Origin of the sequence: Burkholderia sp. Ax-1719 (assembly GCF_011753055.1) — a bacterium.
Lineage (GTDB): Bacteria > Pseudomonadota > Gammaproteobacteria > Burkholderiales > Burkholderiaceae > Paraburkholderia.
Genome location: NZ_VWWJ01000006.1, coordinates 310,930 through 330,010, shown reverse-complemented (window position 1 = coordinate 330,010; position 19,081 = coordinate 310,930). Strand labels below are relative to the sequence as shown.

Below are 19,081 nucleotides of genomic sequence, written 5' to 3'. Positions count from 1 at the left end.
TTCTCTCGTATGCGACCGCGTCATGCGCAGCGCTATTTTTCACTTACCAGGCGACCGTTTCGGCTCGCCCACCCCGTATCACTTCAAGCCCGCCGCGCGCGGGGGCACCTGCCACATGCGGCGCAGCCTGCGCCGCCGGCTTCGGTGCGCTGCCTCCCGCCAGTTGATCGAGCGCGATGCCCGCCGCGGCGCGCGTGGCGCCGTCGAGCGTCGCCTTCGACACCACTTTGAGCACGCCCGGTTGCGGGCCGAAGGCGTCCGGATCGACCTGATCGTCGTCGGTCGGATTACGCAGCGCGAGAATCAGTTGCCCCTGGCTTTGCGCCAGCGAAAGCTGGTCGACCTGCGTCACCGGCACCGCGATCACCGCCGTACGCGGGCCGCCGTTCTGCGTACCGAAGTTGCTGGTGCGCTGACCGCCCGCCGCGCTGTCGTCGGGCTGCGCGCCGAACACGAGCACGCGCGCCTTCGAGATCAGCAAACGCGCCTGGGTGCGTCCCACTTCGCCCGTGCTGCCGCCTGCGCCGCTGCCGTCGCGGCGCAGCGTGAAGAACACGTCGACATAGTTGCCCGCGTGCAACTGATTGCCGACGGCGTTGGTTTCGTCGACACGCACGGCGACCGCCCGCTCGCCCGCAGCGAGACTCGCCGCGATGCTCGACGACAACTGTTGATCGAGCACCGGCGTATCGGCAGCAATGTCGGTGAGCGGCACACGGCCCGCTACCAGGGCGCTGTCGCTCACCGAGCCGATCGGGTGGATCGGCAGCGGCTGCACACGCACGGCATCGGCGGGAATCGGCTGTCCTGCGGCCAGCTTGCGCGTGGCCACCACAACCGGCGTCAGCGCCTGCGTGGTGGTCGTCGGCTGAACGACGGTTTGCGGCGCCGGGGCGCGGCGCGCGAGCATGATCGCAAACAGCCCGAGCACGAGCGCAGCGGCAATCAGGAGTCCTGCAGCAATTTTGGTCAGATTGGCCATCAACGATGATTCCGGATGCGTACAGTACGTGCGCCACACAGCGCGGCTAAGGCGCGCTGCGGGCAGATTGAGCGAATCGCGATGCAGTCAGCGGTTTTCACAGGATGTTCACCGGGTCGATCTGCACCGTGGCCTGACCGACGAGCGAAGTCGGCGAAATCAGCCCCATCAGCGGCAAGGGGGGAATCAGCGGGCTGCTGCCCCACGGGTAGGTCAGCGTGACCTGCACGCAGTCCATCGCGGTGTTGCTGGAGCAGCCGGACGGCGCTGCACTCACTACTGGCGTACAGGTTGGCGCCTGCGTCAACCAGCTGACCACGGCGAGCGCACGCGTGCAGGCTGCGCTACCGCGGCTGGTCAAGGCCGCCGACGTGCTCGACGCGTACTGATAGACCAGCGCCGCGCGCGCGCCTTCTGCCGCCGCCGAAGTCAGGCTGTGCTGCACAAGAAACATCATGCTGTACATCACGATCGCGTACAGGATCGTGAAAAAGAGCGGAAACGCGAGCGCAAATTCGACGGCCGCCACACCGCGCTGGTGACGCCGGCTCCTGCGCTGGCCGCGAAGACCGCTGCGACGCGAGGCATGATCGTTGCGCGCACGCCACTTGAACGCACGCGCTTTCATTGCAGCCCCCTCTGAATCATATGGATCACTAACCATGCGAGCGCGGGTAACGTGAGGAAGGCTGCGTACGGCGCGCCATGCGATGCCCGCACACTGCCCGAAGCAACGCTATGCGGAGCGCGCGCCGCCAGCGCATGAGAGCGCATGCGCGTCATACGCGACACAAGCAGCCCCGCAAGCGAATAAACGAGGGCAATCAGACTGGCGACAACCCACAAATCGAGCAACGCCGACATGCCGCACCATGCACCCAGCACCGCGAAGACCTTGACGTCGCCGGCGCCCATCATGCCGAGCATAAAAACCGGCATGAGCGCGGCCAGCCCCACCGCTGCCGCGGCGAGTGCAGGAAGCAAGCCCAGCGACGCGGGACCCGCGTGAAAAAGGGATGCCACAAGCGCGACGCAGAAACCTGCGCCCACAAGTGCGTTAGGAACGCGGCGCGAACGGCAATCGCAGACAGCAATCGCCGTCGTCCACGCGGCAAACGCGAGGCTCGAGATCAATGAAATCATCGCGGACAGACGTGCAGCGACGCCGCGCATTCCGGTTTAACGGCGCACGTGTACGCAACTGCTACGTTTAACTGAATGAATTAGCGTGACCAACAACTGCGATCACGCCGCGCGTCATTCGTCAGCGCTGCCTCACGGCACCGAGATCTGCGAGGTGATATACGTGAATACCGCCTCCAGCTTGGTACCGAGACTGGTCACGCTTGCGACGATGACGACTGCGATGAGCCCCGCGATGAGCCCATACTCCAGTGCCGTAACCCCGTCTTCCGACTTCAGGAAATGCTTCACCAGCTTGTTCATTTTCGGCCCTCTCTCTCTTTTATAGCGCTCTCACGCTGATCTGCATCGACGCCTGCGTATGCTTTTTGGATTGCGTCGATACATCCGGTCCACGGACTCATGACAGTCCGCCAACAACGACGGCCGAATCGTAAGCATTCCCATCGGATTTGCCAACGTACAGCTCTGTTTTGTGTTGTTTAGTGCCCAGTGCGTTTTTTATAGCGTAACCCGAAACGTTACGCAATCGTTCGTTACGCAACGGACAGGTCGTAACATCATTATCGGCATATGCGTTTTATCGCTGACTCCGGATAAACCATTACACAACTATTCAGGAGTCGCAAACCATTTTTACGTCAAACGTTTTCACGCATAAAAACGCGTGATCGAGCCATGCCGCTCGATTCAAGGCGATTCGCTGCACACGCAATTGCCTCGTAATTTCCCAATACGCATAAGCGTTCGCATCGTTACCCCCGTCACGCGTAACACCACGCGCGCCACGTTACGTGACGTAACACGCGTCGCGCTGATACCTCGCGAATTAACCCGCGTTATTCGTTCGACGAAACGATCCGGCAAACGCTTGTCACGCCTTGATTAGACGAAACCCTCGACGCGCAAACGCTGTTGTTTTTCGAGCGCGATTTCGAATTGGCACAGCTGTTGCAGTGTAGGTGGCGCAGGTCTGACAAACCGAGCACACAACACAAGACAACACACCATACGAGACCGAGGGCACACCATGAACCACCACAACATCGCACAGGCAGCACGCCTCACCGCTATCGCAGCAACGATCGCCACCCTGCTTTCTCTCACCGCCTGCGGCGGTTCGGGATCGCTCAGCAGCGGCACCGGCAGCGGCGGCGCGCTGCAAACGAGTGGCGGCACGAGCGGCAGCTCGGGCAGCGACGGCAGCGGTTCGAGCGGCAGCGGCACGAGCAGCACCAGCGGCAGCACGACCACCAGCGACAGCGGTAGCGGCACCGGCACCGACAGTGGCTCGGGCACCAGCACCGCCGACAACGGCAACGGCAATAGCAGCTCCAGCGGCGGAGACGGCAGCGGCAACTCGAGCAGCGGCGGCAACGGTTCGTCCTCCAGCGATAACGGCAGCGGCGGCAATGGCAGCGGCACGGGAACCGGCACCGGTTCGGCTACCGCCGCAAACGCCGTCGGCCAGGTCGTGCATACCGCCAGCAGCGTCGTGAGCGATGCGGGTTCGACGGTGTCGGGCCTTGGCAGCACGATCGCTTCGCAATCGATTCCTGGTGTCAGCTCGTCGACGACGCAAGCCGCGGGCGGCATCGTGCAGAACGTCGGCAATGCGGTGTCGACGCTCGGCAGCGGTCTGGCAAACGGCCTTGGCCAGCTCGGTTCGAGCAGCGATCCGGTGGGCACCACGCTCTCCAGCACGGGCGGCGTGGTCGCCGACGCAGGCAAGGCGGTCAGCAGCACGGGTGCGCTCGTCACGAGTCTCGGCAGCGGCCCGCTTGCTCCGCTCGCGGCGGTGACGACGCCGCTGGGCACGGCCGTCGGCACGCTCGGCACCGCTGTGACGAACGCCGGCAGCACGCTCACGACCGCGCTTTCGACCGGTCCGGTGCAACAGGTCACGCAAACGCTCAGCTCGGCGATCACGCCGATCACCTCGGTGGTCGCCAACACCACGCAAACGGTCGGCACGGCAACGGGCCTTGGCGCGCCGGTCGCGGGTCTGCTCCAGACGCTCGGCGGCGGCCTGCAGAAAGGCGGCGCGCTGGTCGCGCAATCGGGCGGCTCGAACCCCGTCACGACGGGCGTAGGCAACCTCGTCGCCGATACGGGCAAGACCGTCGCCACCGCCGGCAATCTGCTCACCGGCAGCAGCTCAAGCAGCGGCACCAACCCGGTCACGGGTCTGCTGGGCACGCTCGCAGGCGGCCTGACGGGCAGCTCGACGGGCACCAGCGGCGCGGCCATCGGCATCGGCGCAGGTGTCGGCGTCGCAGCGACCTCAAGCGGCAGCAACCCGCTCGCACCGGTCACGGGCGCACTGACCACGGTCACCACCGCACTGACGTCCGCGACGGGCGGCAGCACCGGCGCGCTGGCTCCGGTCACCGGCCTCGTTGGCGGCGTCGTCGGCGCGCTTACGACCACGGTCAACAGCGTCGGCACGGCAGGCGGCTCGATCGTCGCGGGCGCGGGCGTCGCAGCGGGCGCCAAGACCACCAGCACGTCCAGCTCCTCCAGCTCGACCAGCAGCTCGAGCTCGACGCCGGCGCTTTCGCTTTCTTCCTTGACGGGCGGCACCTCGGGCAGCAGCACGACTGGCCCGCTCGCCGGCCTCACTTCGCTCGTAGGCGGCCTGCTCGGCGCCAAGAAGTAATCCCGGCAATCGGCCAACTACATCGTCACACCATCGCTCAAGCGTCCCCATTCGATCAGGAGACAGCGTCATGTCCAGCCGCTTCAATACGATCCACCGCGCGATCCACAGCGCGTCTCAGCATGAAACTCACGCCGCACTCGTGCGCACCCTGCGCCTGAGCGCACTCGCCGCGGCCGCGGTCGTCGCCTGCAGTCTCGCCGCCTGCGGCGGCAGCAGCTACACCCCGCCCTCGGCATCGACGGGCTCGGACGGCAGCACGGGCACCACCACCACCGGCTCCACCAGCGGCGGCACCGGCACCAGCGGCTCGACTTCGGGCGGCTCGACCTCGGGCGGCAGCACCAGCGGCTCGACGGGCACCTCGGGCGTCGTCACCTCGGTCGCCAAGACCACCAGCGATCTGGGCAACGCAATCGGCTCGACCACCCTGCCCGGCGGCGTCAGCTCGCAGGTCACCTCGGGTCTCGGCCAGACGGTGTCGAGCACGGGCACCGTTGCGGGCGCACTCGCCGACGCGGTCTCGAACGGCCTCGGCCAGACCGGTTCGACGGCCAATCCGGTCGGCACCACGGTTGCCGGTCTCGGCAACGTTGTGAGCGCAACCAGCGGCGTGGTTCAGGGCGTCGCCACGACCGTCAACGGTCTGGGCAGCGGCCCGCTCGCCCCGCTGGCGCCGGTTACGACGCCGCTGGCTTCCGCACTCAATACCACCGCCAACGCCGTCAACGCCGGCGGCGTGATGCTCGGCAATGCGCTGTCGTCGGCGCCGGTGCAGCAGATCACGCAACCGCTGAGCACCGCAATCACGCCGATCGTCACCACCGCCGGCCTCATCACGCAGCAGGTGGGCACGTCGACGGGTCTTGCAACGCCGGTCTCGGGTCTGCTCGCGCAAGTGGGCGGCGCGCTGCAAACGGCGGGAGCGAAGGTCTCGTCGACCACGGGCACCACGTCGAGCGGCGCACTCGGGCCGCTCTCGCCGGTGGGCGCGGACGTCGGCACGCTGGTCAGCGCGCTCGGCAACACCGTCACCAACGCAGGCGGTCTCGTGAATCCGAACGGCGCGAACGGCGCTGCGCCGATTCCCGGCCTGATCACGAGCCTCGTGGGCGGCAGCACGGCGCTGGTCGCCAACGGCCCGCCGACTGGCGCGGCGGCTAACGGCGTGCTCGGCCCGCTCAACTCCGTAATCGCGAGCCTGGGCCTCGGCAGCTCGCCGCTCGGCACGATCACGAGCCTGACCGGCACGACCGGCGGCACCAGCGCCATCACGAGCGGCCTGACGAGCGTGCCTGTGGTCGGCGGCCTGCTCTCGGGCGTGGTATCGACCGCGAGCACGGCAGCGGGCTCCGCATCGAGCGGTACGACGGGCACGTCGGGCACCACGACGGCGAGCGGCGCGGGGGCGCTGCTGCAACCGGTCACGGTGATCGTCGGCACGATCACTGGAGCGCTCGGCACGACCACGGGCAGCACTTCTTCAAGCAGTTCTGGCAGCACGAGTACATCGGGGGGACTACTGAGCGGCTTGCTTCATAAGCTGCCGTAGCGCGCGCAACAATCATCGGGCAACATGGGCGCTGCGTGGCGCGGGGTCCGGAGAGGGACGATGCGCCGCGACTGGCCCGGGTATCACAGGGACAGGTAGTACGTAGTACGCAGAAACAATAAACACAGGCAATCAGGGAGCCACAGATCGCCGCAAAGGCGACACAAAGAGGCGGCGCGCAGCGGATGTTTCAGGGAACCGTTGCGCGCCGTCCGACAAGTCCGAGGGTAGTCCGATGAAAGGCGCAGTCGCAGAATGGGCCGTGCTCGCCGCGTTGGGAGTGTGGGCGGGCATCGGCTTGACGGGGGTGGCAGTAGCACAGCAAAACAGGCCGGCGTCGGGCGGTAATCCAGCAGCAGGGAACCCGCTCGACGCACTGCCTCAGATCAACGCGCCGCAGAAGGCGCCTAACGTAACGGTGCAGGTGGAGCAGCAGACGCCCCAATTGCAGCAGTTACTCGCTACGCATATCACGCCGACGACCTTCAAGGTCGAGGGCGTGAAATCGATTCCGTTCGACGAGGTCGTGAAGAAGTTCGCGCCGCTGGCGAATCACGACATCACGATTGGCCAGTTGATCGAAACGGCCAACGAGGTGACGAAGCTCTATCAGGAGCGCGGCTATGCGCTCTCGTTCGCGTTTGTGCCGGCACAGGACTTCGCGGGCGGCGTGGTGCGCGTCACTGTCGTCGAAGGCTATGTGAAGGACGTGAAGGTCACCGGCAAGCCGGGCAAGCTCGAAGACAAGATGCGCTCGATCGCGGCGCATATCGTCGAAGACCGGCCGCTGCGCACCGCCACGTTCCAGCGCTATATCAACGTGCTGGGTTTGTTGCCCGGCCTCAAGGTGAAAGCGAACGTGCCGCCGCCGACCAACACGGACGGCGCGACCACGCTCGAACTGGACGCCACGCAAAAGCCCTATGACGTCAGCACCGGGATCGATTTCAATCACCCCGGCGTGCAGGGCCTGCTCACGCTGACCGAAAACGGTCTCACGCCGTTTGGCGAACAGCTGAGTGTGTCGGCGCTGCTGCCCAAGGGCCGCGACAACGTCACCTATCTCGCCGCGCACGCCGCCGTGCCGATTGCGAGCGACGGTCTGATCGCGAAGGTCGATGCCTCGCACTATCGCGGCAATCCGACCGACAATCCGGGATTGCCGAGCTATGTCGAACGCACCGTCATCAGCGACAAGATCACGGGCGCGCTGTCGTATCCGCTGCTGTTGAGCAATACGCGCAGCGTGGTGGGCACCGTCAGCGCCTACGCGACGCATGATGAGGATCGCTATCACAACACCATCAATGGTCTGCAGTACGGATTGAAATCGCAGGTGCGCGTGGTCCAGTTGCAGGCCGATTACACCGACGTGCAAACCGGTCAGGTGCGCAAGGCGAGCATTGCGGTGGCGAAGGCGTTCAATGTGCTCGGTGCGTCGAAATCGGCGGATACGAATATTCCAGGCCTCACGCTGCAAAATCCGGCTTCGCTGAATTTCGTGCGCACCAACGCATCGTTCTCGCAGACCAACGACTGGCCGATGGGTTTCGGCACCGCCGTCGCCGTGATCGGGCAATACAGCCCGGTTTCGCTGCCGACTTCCGAGCAGATTTCGTTCGGCGCACAGCGTTTCGCAGCGGGCTACGAGCCGGGCGAAGCGTCGGGCGATTCGGGCTGGGCATATTCGCTCGAACTGAACCGGCCGCTCAAGATCGGCAAGGTGTGGCTGCAAACGCTCACGCCCTATGTGTCGTTCGATATGGCGCGCGTTTATCTGCATGCGGGCACGCCCTCGCCTTCACGGCTGTCATCGGCATCGATTGGCTTCCGGCTGAGCGATGGGCGCTATTACAGCCTGGATCTGTCGGTGGCGAAAGCGCTGGCCGATGCGCCGGTCGAGAGCGCCTCGCGCAGTCCGCGCTTTAACGCGACGTTCTCGTATCAGCTGAATTGATCGATCCCGATGGGCTGGCAGGCACGCGCCGTGCGATCTTCGGCCGTGCCTGCCGACTAGAGTTTCTCCTCGCAAACGCACGCTGCGCTTTCGCGTATCCTGCCCTCACCGTCGTGCGCAGTTCTCACATGCCGCGCGACGCGAAGCGGTTCATCACATATGGATAAACATCAGTGGAGGAAGACACCATGAAAGCATTCGACCGTTCCGCCTCGTTCGCCGCACGCGCGGCGCGTCAGGTAGCGCTTGCCGGCGCGCTGCTCGGTGCAGTCGTTGCCGCACAGGCTCAAACGAATTCGCCGGTTGGCGTATGGCAGACCATCGACGATCACACGGGTCAACCCAAGGCGCTCGTGCAGATCAGCGACGACGGCAGCGGTGCTCTCTCCGGCAAGGTCATCAAGGGTCTGGGCGCGAACGATCAGCCCGACCGCCGCTGCACGGCCTGCACGGACGCGCGCAAGGATCAACTGATTCTGGGCATGACCATCATCGACAGCATGAAGAAAACCGGCGACGACTGGGATGGCGGCAATATCCTCGACCCGGAAAACGGCAAGATCTATCGCTGCAAGATGCACACCGAAGACGGCGGCCAGAAACTGGTCGTACGCGGTTATATGGGCATCTCGCTGCTGGGCCGCTCGCAGACGTGGGTGCGCCAGCAATAATCATTCGCACAACGATATAAGTTGCGTCTAAATGACGAGGCCGCCTTGCAGAAAGGCGGCCTCGTTGCATTCAGGGCGCAGCAGGAGCGTTAAACAGCGTTACGCCGTGTGCCGATAAACCGACCGGTAGCCCAGCGACGACGGCACACCTTGCGCCACAGCCGGGCTGAACGGCGAATTGCGCGGCGCGGCTTGCAGGCCTTCCTGAACGCGTGCGGCGGCTTTTTCGGCGCGGCTCAGATGCTTGCGCATGCGCGCTTCGATGGTGTCGCACAGCGCGACGCCCTCTTCGCCAAACAGCTCGCCCATCACATGCTTGAGCACGCCGTCGTCATGCCACGCCTTGAAGCGGCGATGGCAGGTCTGATACGACGGATAGCGGCGCGGCATGGCGGACCAGGTGGCGCCGCTGTACATGACCCACAGGACGCCGTTGAGCACCGAACGGGTATTGGCGAGCGGCCGGCCGCGCATTTCCGAGCGCGGGCGCAGTTCGGGCAGCAGCGGCATGACGCGCTGCCATTCTTCCTCGGTAATATCGCGATGGGGGGTCATGGTCTACTCCTTTGTCAGAACCAGTCCTGACAAAAGATATCGACTTGACCCGGCCGGCCATATCAGACGAGTCCGAATCTTGAAAAAACGATCCGGATGCCGTTCAATGCCGCGCGACGGTTTCCGCCATTCAGGTGAGCGTCGTATCCACCACGCGGCGCGGCGTTTCCAGATATTCCTTCGACTGCATTTCGACGATACGCGAGACCGTGCGCGTGAATTCGTTGGCCATCGGTCCTTCGGGATACAGATCCTCGGGCGGCACCGCGGCCGACATCAGCAGCTTGACCTTGTGGTCGTAGAACACGTCGATGAGCCAGGTGAAGCGGCGCGCCTCGGACGCCATCCGCGGCGTCATCTGCGGCACGTCTGACAGGATCACGGCGTGGAAGCGGCTCGCCAGTTCGAGATAGTCGTTCTGCGAGCGCGGACCGCCGCACAGCGTGGCGAAATCGAACCACACTACGCCATCCGCACGGCGCAGCGCCTTTAATTCGCGCTTCTCGATGCGCAGGATCGGGCTTTCGTCGGGCACCGCGGCCAGCTCCGCGAACGAGTGGCGCAGCGCCTTGTCCGCCGCCGCACCGAGCGGCGTGTGATAGACCTCGACCTGCGCCAGCGTGCGCTGGCGATAATCGACGCCCGCATCGACGTTCAGGACGTCCAACTTTTCCTTGATGAGCTCGATCGCGGGCAACATGCGGTCGCGATGCAGACCATCGGGATAAAGCAGATCCGGATCGTAGTTGGACGTCATCACAAACTGCACGCCGTTCGCAAAAAGACGGTCGAGCAGGCGATAGAGAATCATCGCGTCCGCGATATCCGAGACGTGGAATTCGTCGAAACAGATCAGGCGATAGCGTTTGGCGATACGACGCGCGAGTTCGTCGAGCGGATCGGCCTGGCCCTTGAGTTCTTCGAGTTCACGATGCACTTCACGCATGAATTCGTGGAAATGCAGGCGCGTCTTGCGCTGCACCGGCACGACCGCGAAGAAGCTGTCCATCAGGAAGCTCTTGCCGCGCCCCACGCCGCCCCACATGTAGACGCCTCGCGGCAGATCGGGGCGATTGATGAGCTTCCAGAACGCGTTCGAGCGACGCGATTTGTATTCGACCCACTCGTCGTAGCACCGCTGCAGTCGATCGATGGCGACGCGCTGCGCCGCATCCGGCTTGTATCCCCGTTTCTGCAGTTCTGATTCGTAGTATTCGGTGACGTTCATTTCGTGGGCCACAAATGAGTAAAGGCGGAGCGGGTTCAAACCCGTCCGCCTCTGTACGTGATGCAAGTTACCGCGAGCCGGGCGCGGCCATGAAGGCCGCCACCCTGCCCTGATGCATTACATATTGAGCGCGCGCTTGTCGGTAGCGAGTGCCGCTTCGCGCATCACTTCGGACAGCGACGGGTGCGGATGGCAGATGCGGCCGAGGTCTTCGGCGGCAGCCTTGAATTCCATCGCCACCACGGCTTCCGCGATCAGGTCCGATGCGTTGGCCGAGATGATGTGCACGCCGAGCAGCTCGTCGGTCTTGGCGTCGGCGATCATCTTCACAAAGCCGTCGGCCTTGTTGATGCCGAGCGCGCGGCCGTTCGCCATGAACGGGAACTGGCCCGTCTTGATCTCGCGGCCTTCGGCCTTGAGCTGCTGTTCCGTCTTGCCGACCCATGCGATTTCCGGTTCGGTGTAGATCACCCACGGAATGCAGTTGTAGTCGATGTGCGGCTTCTGGCCGTCGATGATTTCGGCAACCAGCACGCCTTCGTCTTCGGCCTTGTGCGCGAGCATCGGGCCACGCACCACGTCGCCGATCGCATACACGTTCGGCACGGCCGTTGCGCAGTGGTCGTCGATGTCGATGAAACCGCGCTCGTTGGTCTTCAGACCGATTGCTTCGAGACCGAGGTTATCGGTGTTCGGCACGCGGCCAACCGACACGATCAGGCGGTCGGCTTCGAGCACTTGCGCGTTGCCGTCCTTGTCCGTGTAGTTGATCGTGACGTTCTTGTCGGTGGCCTTCACTTCGCCAACCTTCACGCCGACGTGAATGTCCAGACCCTGCTTCTTGAAGAGCTTGGCAGCTTCCTTCGAGAGCGCCTGGTCAGCCGCGCCGAGGAATTCCGGCAGCGCTTCGAGCACGGTGACTTCCGCGCCCAGACGACGCCACACCGAACCCAGTTCCAGACCGATCACGCCAGCGCCGATCACGGCCAGCTTCTTCGGCACGGAGTCGAACGAGAGCGCGCCTTCATTGTCGGCGATGATCTTGTTGTCGACCGGCATGCCCGGCAGGTGACGCGCCTTCGAACCCGTGGCGATGATGACGTTCTTCGCCGTCACGACTTCGGTTTCGCCTTCGCCCGAGACTTCGATCTGCACGCCGGCGTCGTTCTTGCCGGTGAACTTGCCGTGGCCCTTGAGCCACGTGATCTTGTTCTTGCGGAACAGGAATTCGATGCCCTTCGTCATCTTCTCGACGATGGCTTCCTTGCGGCCGAGCATCTTCGACACGTCGATGCTCACGTCGCCCACGCTGATGCCGTGGTCGACGAGGTGGTGTTGCGCGTTTTCAAACTCTTCCGACGAAGCGAGCAGCGCCTTCGACGGAATGCAGCCGACGTTCAGGCAGGTGCCGCCGAGCTTGAGCGTGCCAGCCGGGTTCTTCCACTTTTCGATACAGGCAACCGACTTGCCGAGCTGAGCCGCGCGGATTGCCGCGATATAGCCGCCGGGACCGGCGCCGATCACGACGACGTCAAATTCTTTGGACATGGTCATCCTTTCGATACGTGAGCGCCGCGCGTGGATTCCGGCTTCCGGAACCCGCGCACGCGCCGCTCAGTGTGAGACTGGATGCGCGAGCAGGACATGCGCCCCGCCCGCGCTACATCGCGAATTACAGGTCGAGCAGCAGACGCGCCGGATCTTCCAGCGCATCCTTCATCGCGACCAGCGACAGGACGGCTTCGCGGCCGTCGATGATGCGGTGGTCGTACGACATCGCGAGGTAGTTCATCGGGCGGATGACGATCTGGCCGTTTTCCACCACGGCGCGTTCCTTGGTCGCGTGCACGCCCAGGATCGCCGACTGCGGCGGGTTGATGATCGGGGTCGACAGCATCGAGCCGAACACACCGCCGTTCGAGATCGAGAACGTACCGCCCGTCATTTCTTCGATCGACAGCTTGCCGTCCTTGGCCTTCTGGCCGAATTCGGCGATCTTCTTTTCGATGTCGGCGAGGCTCATCTGGTCTGCGTTACGCAGGATAGGCACCACCAGACCGCGCGGCGAACCGACAGCGATACCGATGTCGAAGTAGCCGTGGTAGACGATGTCGTTGCCGTCGATCGACGCGTTGACGAGCGGGAACTTCTTGAGGGCGTGAACCGCAGCCTTCACGAAGAACGACATGAAGCCGAGCTTCACGCCGTGTTCCTTCTCGAACTTGTCCTTGTACTTGTTACGCAGGTCCATGACCGGCGCCATGTTCACTTCGTTAAACGTCGTGAGGATGGCGTTGGTTTGCTGCGACTCAAGCAGACGCTCGGCGATACGCGCACGCAGACGCGACATCGGCACGCGTTGTTCCGGACGGTCGTTGAGCCAGTTGCCAGCCGAAGCCGGTGCGTTGACTTGCGGCAGCGCGGGCTTGCCAGCAGCCGGACGAGCGGCCGGTGCAGCCGGAGCGGCCTTCGGCGCGCCTGCGCCCAGCACGTCCTGCTTCGTGATGCGGCCGTCGCGGCCCGTGCCGGCGACGTCGCCGCCTGCCAGTCCCTTTTCTGCCATCAGCTTGGTCGCGGCCGGCGAGGCGATGTTGCTGCTCGACGTCGATGCGACAGCTGCGGGTGCGGCGGCTGCCGGTGCTGCTGCGGGCGCAGCAGCCGGAGCGGCGGCGGCTGCCGGAGCTGCAGCGGCGCTAGCCTTGCCTTCCGTGTCGATGCGTGCGATGACCTGTTCGCTCGTGACGGTCGCGCCGTCGCCGATCAGGATTTCGGCCAGCACGCCGGCTGCCGGTGCGGGCACTTCGAGCACGACCTTGTCGGTTTCGATCTCGATGACGACTTCATCCTGAGCGATCGCTTCGCCCGCCTTCTTCTTCCACTGCAGCATCGTGCCTTCCGACACCGACTCCGAAAACTGCGGGACCTTGACTTCAACAATAGCCATTTGATGTTCCTGAATACGTATCTGGGTACGAACCGGGTCGCGCACGTGAGCGCGGGAAAGCGCGCTGTACGTTCGCACGCCTTCCCGGTTCGTTAGCTCATGTGCTTATTTCGCGACCTGCGCGCCCTTCAGGCGGCCGAACGCACCTTCGATCAGCGTCTTCTGCTGCTCGTAATGCTTCGCGTAGTAGCCAACAGCCGGAGAAGCCGAAGCCGGGCGGCCGCTGTATGCCAGCTTCATGCCTTCCTTCATGCCTTCCTTCAGGTGGTGCTCGATGTAGAACCACGGGCCCTGATTCTGCGGCTCGTCCTGCACCCAGACCACTTCCGTTGCGTTGTCGTACTTCTTCAGTTCAGCTTCGAACTGCTTGTGCGCGAACGGATAGAGCTGTTCGATACGGATGATCGCGACGTCGTTGGCCTTCGCTTCGCGGCGATGCGCCACGAGGTCGAAGTACACGCGGCCCGAGCAGGCCACCACGCGCTTGACCTTCTTCGCGTCGATGGTTTCGTCCACTTCGCCGATGACCGGCTGGAACGAGCCCTTCGCCAGTTCCGACAGATCCGACACGGCTTCCTTGTGACGCAGCAGCGACTTCGGCGTGAAGATCACGAGCGGCTTGCGGAACAGACGGATCATCTGACGGCGCAGCACGTGGAAGATCTGTGCCGGCGTGGTCGGCTGAACGACCTGCATGTTGTGCTCGGCGCACATCTGCAGGAAACGCTCAATACGCGCCGACGAGTGCTCCGGACCCTGGCCTTCGTAGCCGTGCGGCAGCAGCATCGTGAGACCCGAGACACGGCCCCACTTCACTTCGCCCGACGAGATGAACTGGTCGATCACGACCTGCGCACCGTTGACGAAGTCGCCGAACTGGCCTTCCCACGCCACGAGCGTGTTCGGTTCAGCCGTCGAGTAGCCGTATTCGAAGCCCAGCACTGCCTCTTCCGACAGCACCGAGTCGATCACCGTGAAGTTCGCCTGGTTTTCGCCGATGTTCTGCAGCGGAATGTACGTGCCGTCGTTCCAGCGTTCGCGGTTCTGGTCGTGCAGAACAGCGTGGCGGTGCGTGAACGTGCCGCGGCCCGAGTCCTGGCCCGTCAGACGGACCGAGTAACCCGAAGCGACCAGCGAGGCGTACGCGAGATGCTCGCCCATACCCCAGTCGAGCTTCGCTTCGCCCTTGCCCATCGCGCGGCGGTCATTGATGACGCGCTCGACCAGCGGGTGAACCTTGAAGTTTTCCGGGATCGTGGTGATGCGTTCTGCGAGGCGCTTGAGTTCCGCGAGCGGCACGGCCGTATCGGCTGCGTCGGTCCACTTGCGGTTCAGGAACGGCACCCAGTCCACCGCGTACTTGCTCTTGTAGTTCGAGAGCACCGGGTCGACCGTGTGGTGGCCTTCGTCCATCGCGGCGCGGTACGCCTTGACGTAGTTGTCGCCGTCTTCCGCCGTGATGACGCCCTGTTGCACGAGCTTTTCTGCGTAAAGCGCGCGGGTGCCCGGGTGCTTCGCGATCGTCTTGTACATGAGCGGCTGCGTGACCGCCGGGGTGTCCTGCTCGTTGTGGCCGAGCTTGCGGAAGCAGATGATGTCGACGACGACATCCTTGTGGAACTGCATGCGGAATTCGACCGCGAGCTGGATCGCCAGCACGACCGCTTCCGGATCGTCGCCGTTCACGTGCAGCACCGGCGCTTCGATCATCTTGACCACGTCCGTGCAATACAGCGTCGAGCGCGCATCGCGCGGGTCCGACGTCGTGAAGCCGATCTGGTTGTTGATGACGATGTGCAGCGTGCCGTGCGTGCCGTAACCACGCGTTTGCGCGAGGTTCAGCGTTTCCATCACGACGCCCTGGCCTGCGAAGGCCGCGTCGCCGTGGATCTGCACCGGCAGAACCTGCAGGCCGTCTGCATCGCCGCGGCGATCCATACGTGCCTTCGCCGAACCCTCGACCACCGGGTTGACGATTTCAAGGTGCGACGGGTTGAACGCGAGCGACAGGTGGACCGGGCCGCCTTCGGTTGCGACGTCCGACGAGAAGCCCTTGTGGTACTTCACGTCGCCAGCCGGCAGATCGTCGACGTGCTTGCCTTCGAATTCGGCGAACAGGTCAGCCGGCATCTTGCCCAGCGTATTGACCAGCACGTTCAGACGGCCACGGTGGGCCATGCCGATGACGATTTCCTGCACGCCCTTCGCGCCTGCGTGACGGACCACTTCGTCCATCGCGGCGATGAAGGATTCGCCGCCTTCAAGCGAGAAGCGCTTCTGGCCGACGTACTTGGTGTGCAGGAAGCGCTCAAGACCTTCAGCGGCCGTGAGGCGCTGCAGGATGTGCTTCTTCTTGTCGTTCGAGAAGTTCGGCGTCGAGCGGATCGACTCGAGGCGTTCCTTCCACCAGCGCTTCTGTTCCGGATCGCTGATGTACATGTACTCGGCGCCGAGGGTGCCGCAGTACGTGTCGCGCAGCGCCTTGACGATCTCGCGCAGCGAAGCACGCTCGAAACCGAAGTACAGGTTCGTGGCGCTGAACGTCTGGTCCATATCGGCTTCAGTGAAGTCGTAGAACGCAGGTTCGAGTTCGGGAATAGCGGGACGCTCGCGACGCTTCAGCGGATCCAGGTTCGCCCATTGCGAGCCCAGGAAGCGATATGCGCCGATGAGGGACTGAACGTAAACTTGCTTGCGTGCCGTGGCGAGATCTTCACCACCGCCCTTGGGGACGAACGCATTGGCTTTTGCGCGTTGCGCAAACGACTCGACGATCGGGCCGTGTGCCACGTCGCTGTCGGCCGAGCCACTCGATGACGGCACGTTTTGCAGTGCGTCAAAGTACTCGCGCCATTGGTCCGGAACGGACGCAGGGTTGTCAAGATATGCTTCGTATAGCTCTTCGACATACGGAGCATTGCCGCCGAACAGATAGGAGTTCAGCTGGAATTGCTTCATCGTTTCCGACATTTACGCTCACCTTTCTTCGAGTTTCTCGAGAAATAGCGGGTTACTCAACCTTCCGCGCCACGGCCTGACCGTTTAGCGGATTGCGAATCAAGTCTGCTTGGAAGGACCTAAATCATGCATCCGCGGAGCATAGCACATAAGTGATACTCCCCATAAGATGCAATGCGACACATCATCGCACGCAAACCCTTACTACAAGGGCTTTTGCGGCGCTTTGCAACTTCAACAACAGACTCTTCCTGCACAGCAAGGCAATCGCCGCCAGACGTAAAAATGGACGCAAAAAAGCCGCCCAGACAGCGGCGGCTTTCTTGTTTTCTTACATGCATTGCAGTGCGCGAAAAAGTTTAGACAGCAAACTTATTCGGCTTCGCGGCTTGCGCGGCGACGCTCATGTTCCTTCAGGTGACGCTTGCGCAGACGGATCGACTGCGGCGTCACTTCGACGAGTTCGTCGTCGTCGATGAATTCGACTGCGTACTCGAGCGACATCTGGATCGGCGGAACCAGGCGCACGGCTTCGTCGGTGCCCGAGGCGCGCACGTTGGTGAGCTGCTTGCCCTTGATCGGGTTGACGACGAGGTCGTTGTCGCGGCTATGGATACCGATGATCATGCCTTCATACAGCGCGTCGCCCGGCTTCACGAACATGCGGCCGCGATCCTGCAGCTTCCACAGTGCGTAGGCGACAGCAGCGCCGTCGTCCTGCGAGATCAGCACGCCGTTGCGGCGCTCGCCGAGCGTACCTTCCTTGATCGGACCGTAAGCGTCGAACACGTGGCTCATCAGGCCCGTGCCGCGCGTGAGCGTCATGAATTCGCCCTGGAAGCCGATCAGGCCACGTGCCGGGATGCGGTACTCAAGACGCGTACGGCCCTGGCCGTCCGACGCCATGTCGAGCATTTCGCCCTTACGGCGGCCCAGTTCTTCCATCACGCCGCCCTGGTTGGCGTCTTCGACGTCAACGGTCAGCATTTCGTACGGCTCCTGCTTCACGCCGTCGACTTCGTGCAGCACCACGCGCGGACGCGACACGGCCAGCTCGTAGCCTTCACGGCGCATGTTTTCGATCAGGATGGTCAGGTGCAGTTCGCCACGGCCCGACACTTCGAACGTGGTTTCGTCGCCCGTGTCCTTCACGCGCAGCGCCACGTTGTGGTTCAGTTCCTTGGTCAGACGGTCGCGGATCTGGCGGCTCGTCACGAACTTGCCTTCCTTGCCAGCGAGCGGCGACGAATTCACGAGGAAGTTCATCGTCAGCGTCGGCTCGTCGACCGTGATCATCGGCAGCGCTTCGGGGTTGTCCACCGCGCAGATGGTCGCGCCGATACCGATGTCTTCGATACCGTTGATCAGCACGATGTCGCCGGCTTCAGCCGCTTCGACCTGCACGCGCTCCAGGCCGCTGAACGCCAGCACCTGGTTGATCTTGCGGTTCATGACCTGGCCTTCCGGGCCAAAGCGCAGCGCAACCTGTTGACCCGGCTTGATACGACCGCGCTTGATACGGCCCACGCCGATACGGCCAACGTAAGCCGAGTAGTCGAGCGAGGTGATCTGGAGCTGCAGGCCGCCTTCCGGATCGGCGTCGCGAACCGGCACGTGTTCGAGCACGGCGTCGAACAGCGGGCGCATATCGCCGCTACGCGCTTCCGGCGACAGCGAAGCGTAGCCGTTCAGGCCCGATGCGTACACGATCGGGAAGTCGAGCTGCTCTTCGGTCGCGCCGAGCTTGTCGAACAGGTCGAACGTCTGGTTGATCACCCAGTCGATACGCGCGCCCGGACGGTCGATCTTGTTGATGACGACGATCGGCTTGAGGCCGAGCGCCAGCGCCTTCTTGGTCACGAAGCGCGTTTGCGGCATCGGGCCTTCGACGGCGTCGACCAGCAGCAGCACCGAGTCGACCATCGACAGCACACGCTCCACTTCACCGCCGAAGTCGGCGTGACCCGGGGTATCGACGATGTTGATGTGGGTGCCTTCGTACTCGACCGCGCAGTTCTTCGAAAGAATCGTGATGCCACGCTCTTTTTCGATGTCGTTCGAGTCCATCACGCGCTCGGCGACCTGCTGGTTGTCACGGAACGTGGCGGTCTGACGGAGGAGCTGGTCGACGAGCGTGGTCTTGCCGTGGTCGACGTGGGCAATGATGGCGATGTTGCGTAGGGCGCGGGACATAGGAACCTGGGTACAGTTGGGTGCGTCATGCGGGCTCGACGGCGGGCCACACAAGGAGGGCTCGGACGCCGCCCCGCCCTGTTGCCGGACGCGTCCGGATACATTCAGATGTATTCGGGATACGCGTTTGGCGGGTCGGTTCGGCAACGGTGCCATGACACACTTTTGGGAACCTGAAATTATAGCACGCGTAGATGACTTGATCTGACTCATCCACGTGTTGCGCGTGAAGTGCGGCA

At 63.6% G+C, this 19,081-nt stretch carries 14 protein-coding genes; 4 read left to right on the top strand and 10 right to left on the bottom strand.

Features of this window, described 5'->3' with window-relative positions; genetic code table 11:
• Positions 1–43: 43 nt before the first annotated feature.
• The 4 genes from cpaB to F3J17_RS14845 form a co-directional block, all read right to left on the bottom strand.
• Complete coding sequence (gene cpaB / locus F3J17_RS14860) at positions 44–982, bottom strand: Flp pilus assembly protein CpaB (RefSeq protein ID WP_167059610.1); 939 nt, start codon at positions 980–982, stop codon at positions 44–46.
• 97 nt (positions 983–1,079) lie between these two features.
• Positions 1,080–1,610 (bottom strand): TadE family protein, encoded by a 531-nt coding sequence (locus tag F3J17_RS14855; protein ID WP_167059607.1) that lies wholly within the window; start codon positions 1,608–1,610, stop codon positions 1,080–1,082.
• Positions 1,607–2,125, bottom strand: a complete 519-nt coding sequence (locus F3J17_RS14850; protein ID WP_167059604.1) for a prepilin peptidase — start codon at positions 2,123–2,125, stop codon at positions 1,607–1,609. The genes F3J17_RS14855 and F3J17_RS14850 overlap by 4 nt, the downstream gene beginning before the upstream one ends.
• A 132-nt stretch (positions 2,126–2,257) precedes the next feature.
• Positions 2,258–2,428 carry a Flp family type IVb pilin gene (locus tag F3J17_RS14845; RefSeq protein ID WP_167059601.1) on the bottom strand — a complete coding sequence of 57 codons (171 nt, stop codon included), beginning with the start codon at positions 2,426–2,428 and terminating at the stop codon, positions 2,258–2,260.
• Between the two features lie 727 nt (positions 2,429–3,155).
• On the opposite strand from F3J17_RS14845, the gene F3J17_RS14840 reads away from it, so the two are divergent.
• The 4 genes from F3J17_RS14840 to F3J17_RS14825 all read left to right on the top strand — a co-directional run bounded on the left by F3J17_RS14840 (position 3,156) and on the right by F3J17_RS14825 (position 8,964).
• Positions 3,156–4,784 carry a collagen-like triple helix repeat-containing protein gene (locus F3J17_RS14840; protein WP_167059598.1) on the top strand — a complete coding sequence of 543 codons (1,629 nt, stop codon included), beginning with the start codon at positions 3,156–3,158 and terminating at the stop codon, positions 4,782–4,784.
• Positions 4,785–4,854: 70 nt separating this feature from the next.
• Entirely contained in the window at positions 4,855–6,336 is a 1,482-nt protein-coding gene (locus tag F3J17_RS14835; protein WP_167059595.1) for a collagen-like triple helix repeat-containing protein, read from the top strand.
• A 235-nt stretch (positions 6,337–6,571) separates the two neighbouring features.
• Positions 6,572–8,293, top strand: a complete 1,722-nt coding sequence (locus F3J17_RS14830; protein ID WP_167059592.1) for a ShlB/FhaC/HecB family hemolysin secretion/activation protein — start codon at positions 6,572–6,574, stop codon at positions 8,291–8,293.
• A 188-nt stretch (positions 8,294–8,481) separates the two neighbouring features.
• Positions 8,482–8,964 (top strand): DUF2147 domain-containing protein, encoded by a 483-nt coding sequence (locus tag F3J17_RS14825; protein WP_167059589.1) that lies wholly within the window; start codon positions 8,482–8,484, stop codon positions 8,962–8,964.
• A 99-nt stretch (positions 8,965–9,063) separates the two neighbouring features.
• Here the strand turns inward: F3J17_RS14825 and F3J17_RS14820 are convergent, their stop codons facing one another.
• From F3J17_RS14820 to typA, 6 genes are all read right to left on the bottom strand, one after another.
• Positions 9,064–9,519: a transposase gene (locus F3J17_RS14820; protein ID WP_167059586.1), complete on the bottom strand. Its 456-nt coding sequence runs from the start codon at positions 9,517–9,519 to the stop codon at positions 9,064–9,066.
• 130 nt (positions 9,520–9,649) lie between these two features.
• Entirely contained in the window at positions 9,650–10,747 is a 1,098-nt protein-coding gene (gene zapE / locus F3J17_RS14815; protein ID WP_167059583.1) for a cell division protein ZapE, read from the bottom strand.
• A gap of 117 nt (positions 10,748–10,864) precedes the next feature.
• On the bottom strand, positions 10,865–12,295 hold the full coding sequence (gene lpdA, locus F3J17_RS14810; RefSeq protein WP_027818255.1) for a dihydrolipoyl dehydrogenase: 1,431 nt from the start codon (positions 12,293–12,295) through the stop codon (positions 10,865–10,867).
• 124 nt (positions 12,296–12,419) lie between these two features.
• Positions 12,420–13,691: a 2-oxoglutarate dehydrogenase complex dihydrolipoyllysine-residue succinyltransferase gene (gene odhB, locus F3J17_RS14805; RefSeq protein ID WP_167059580.1), complete on the bottom strand. Its 1,272-nt coding sequence runs from the start codon at positions 13,689–13,691 to the stop codon at positions 12,420–12,422.
• A 105-nt stretch (positions 13,692–13,796) separates the two neighbouring features.
• Positions 13,797–16,661 (bottom strand): 2-oxoglutarate dehydrogenase E1 component, encoded by a 2,865-nt coding sequence (locus F3J17_RS14800; protein ID WP_167059577.1) that lies wholly within the window; start codon positions 16,659–16,661, stop codon positions 13,797–13,799.
• Positions 16,662–17,021: 360 nt separating this feature from the next.
• On the bottom strand, positions 17,022–18,842 hold the full coding sequence (gene typA / locus F3J17_RS14795) for a translational GTPase TypA (protein WP_167059574.1): 1,821 nt from the start codon (positions 18,840–18,842) through the stop codon (positions 17,022–17,024).
• Positions 18,843–19,081 lie beyond the last annotated feature (239 nt).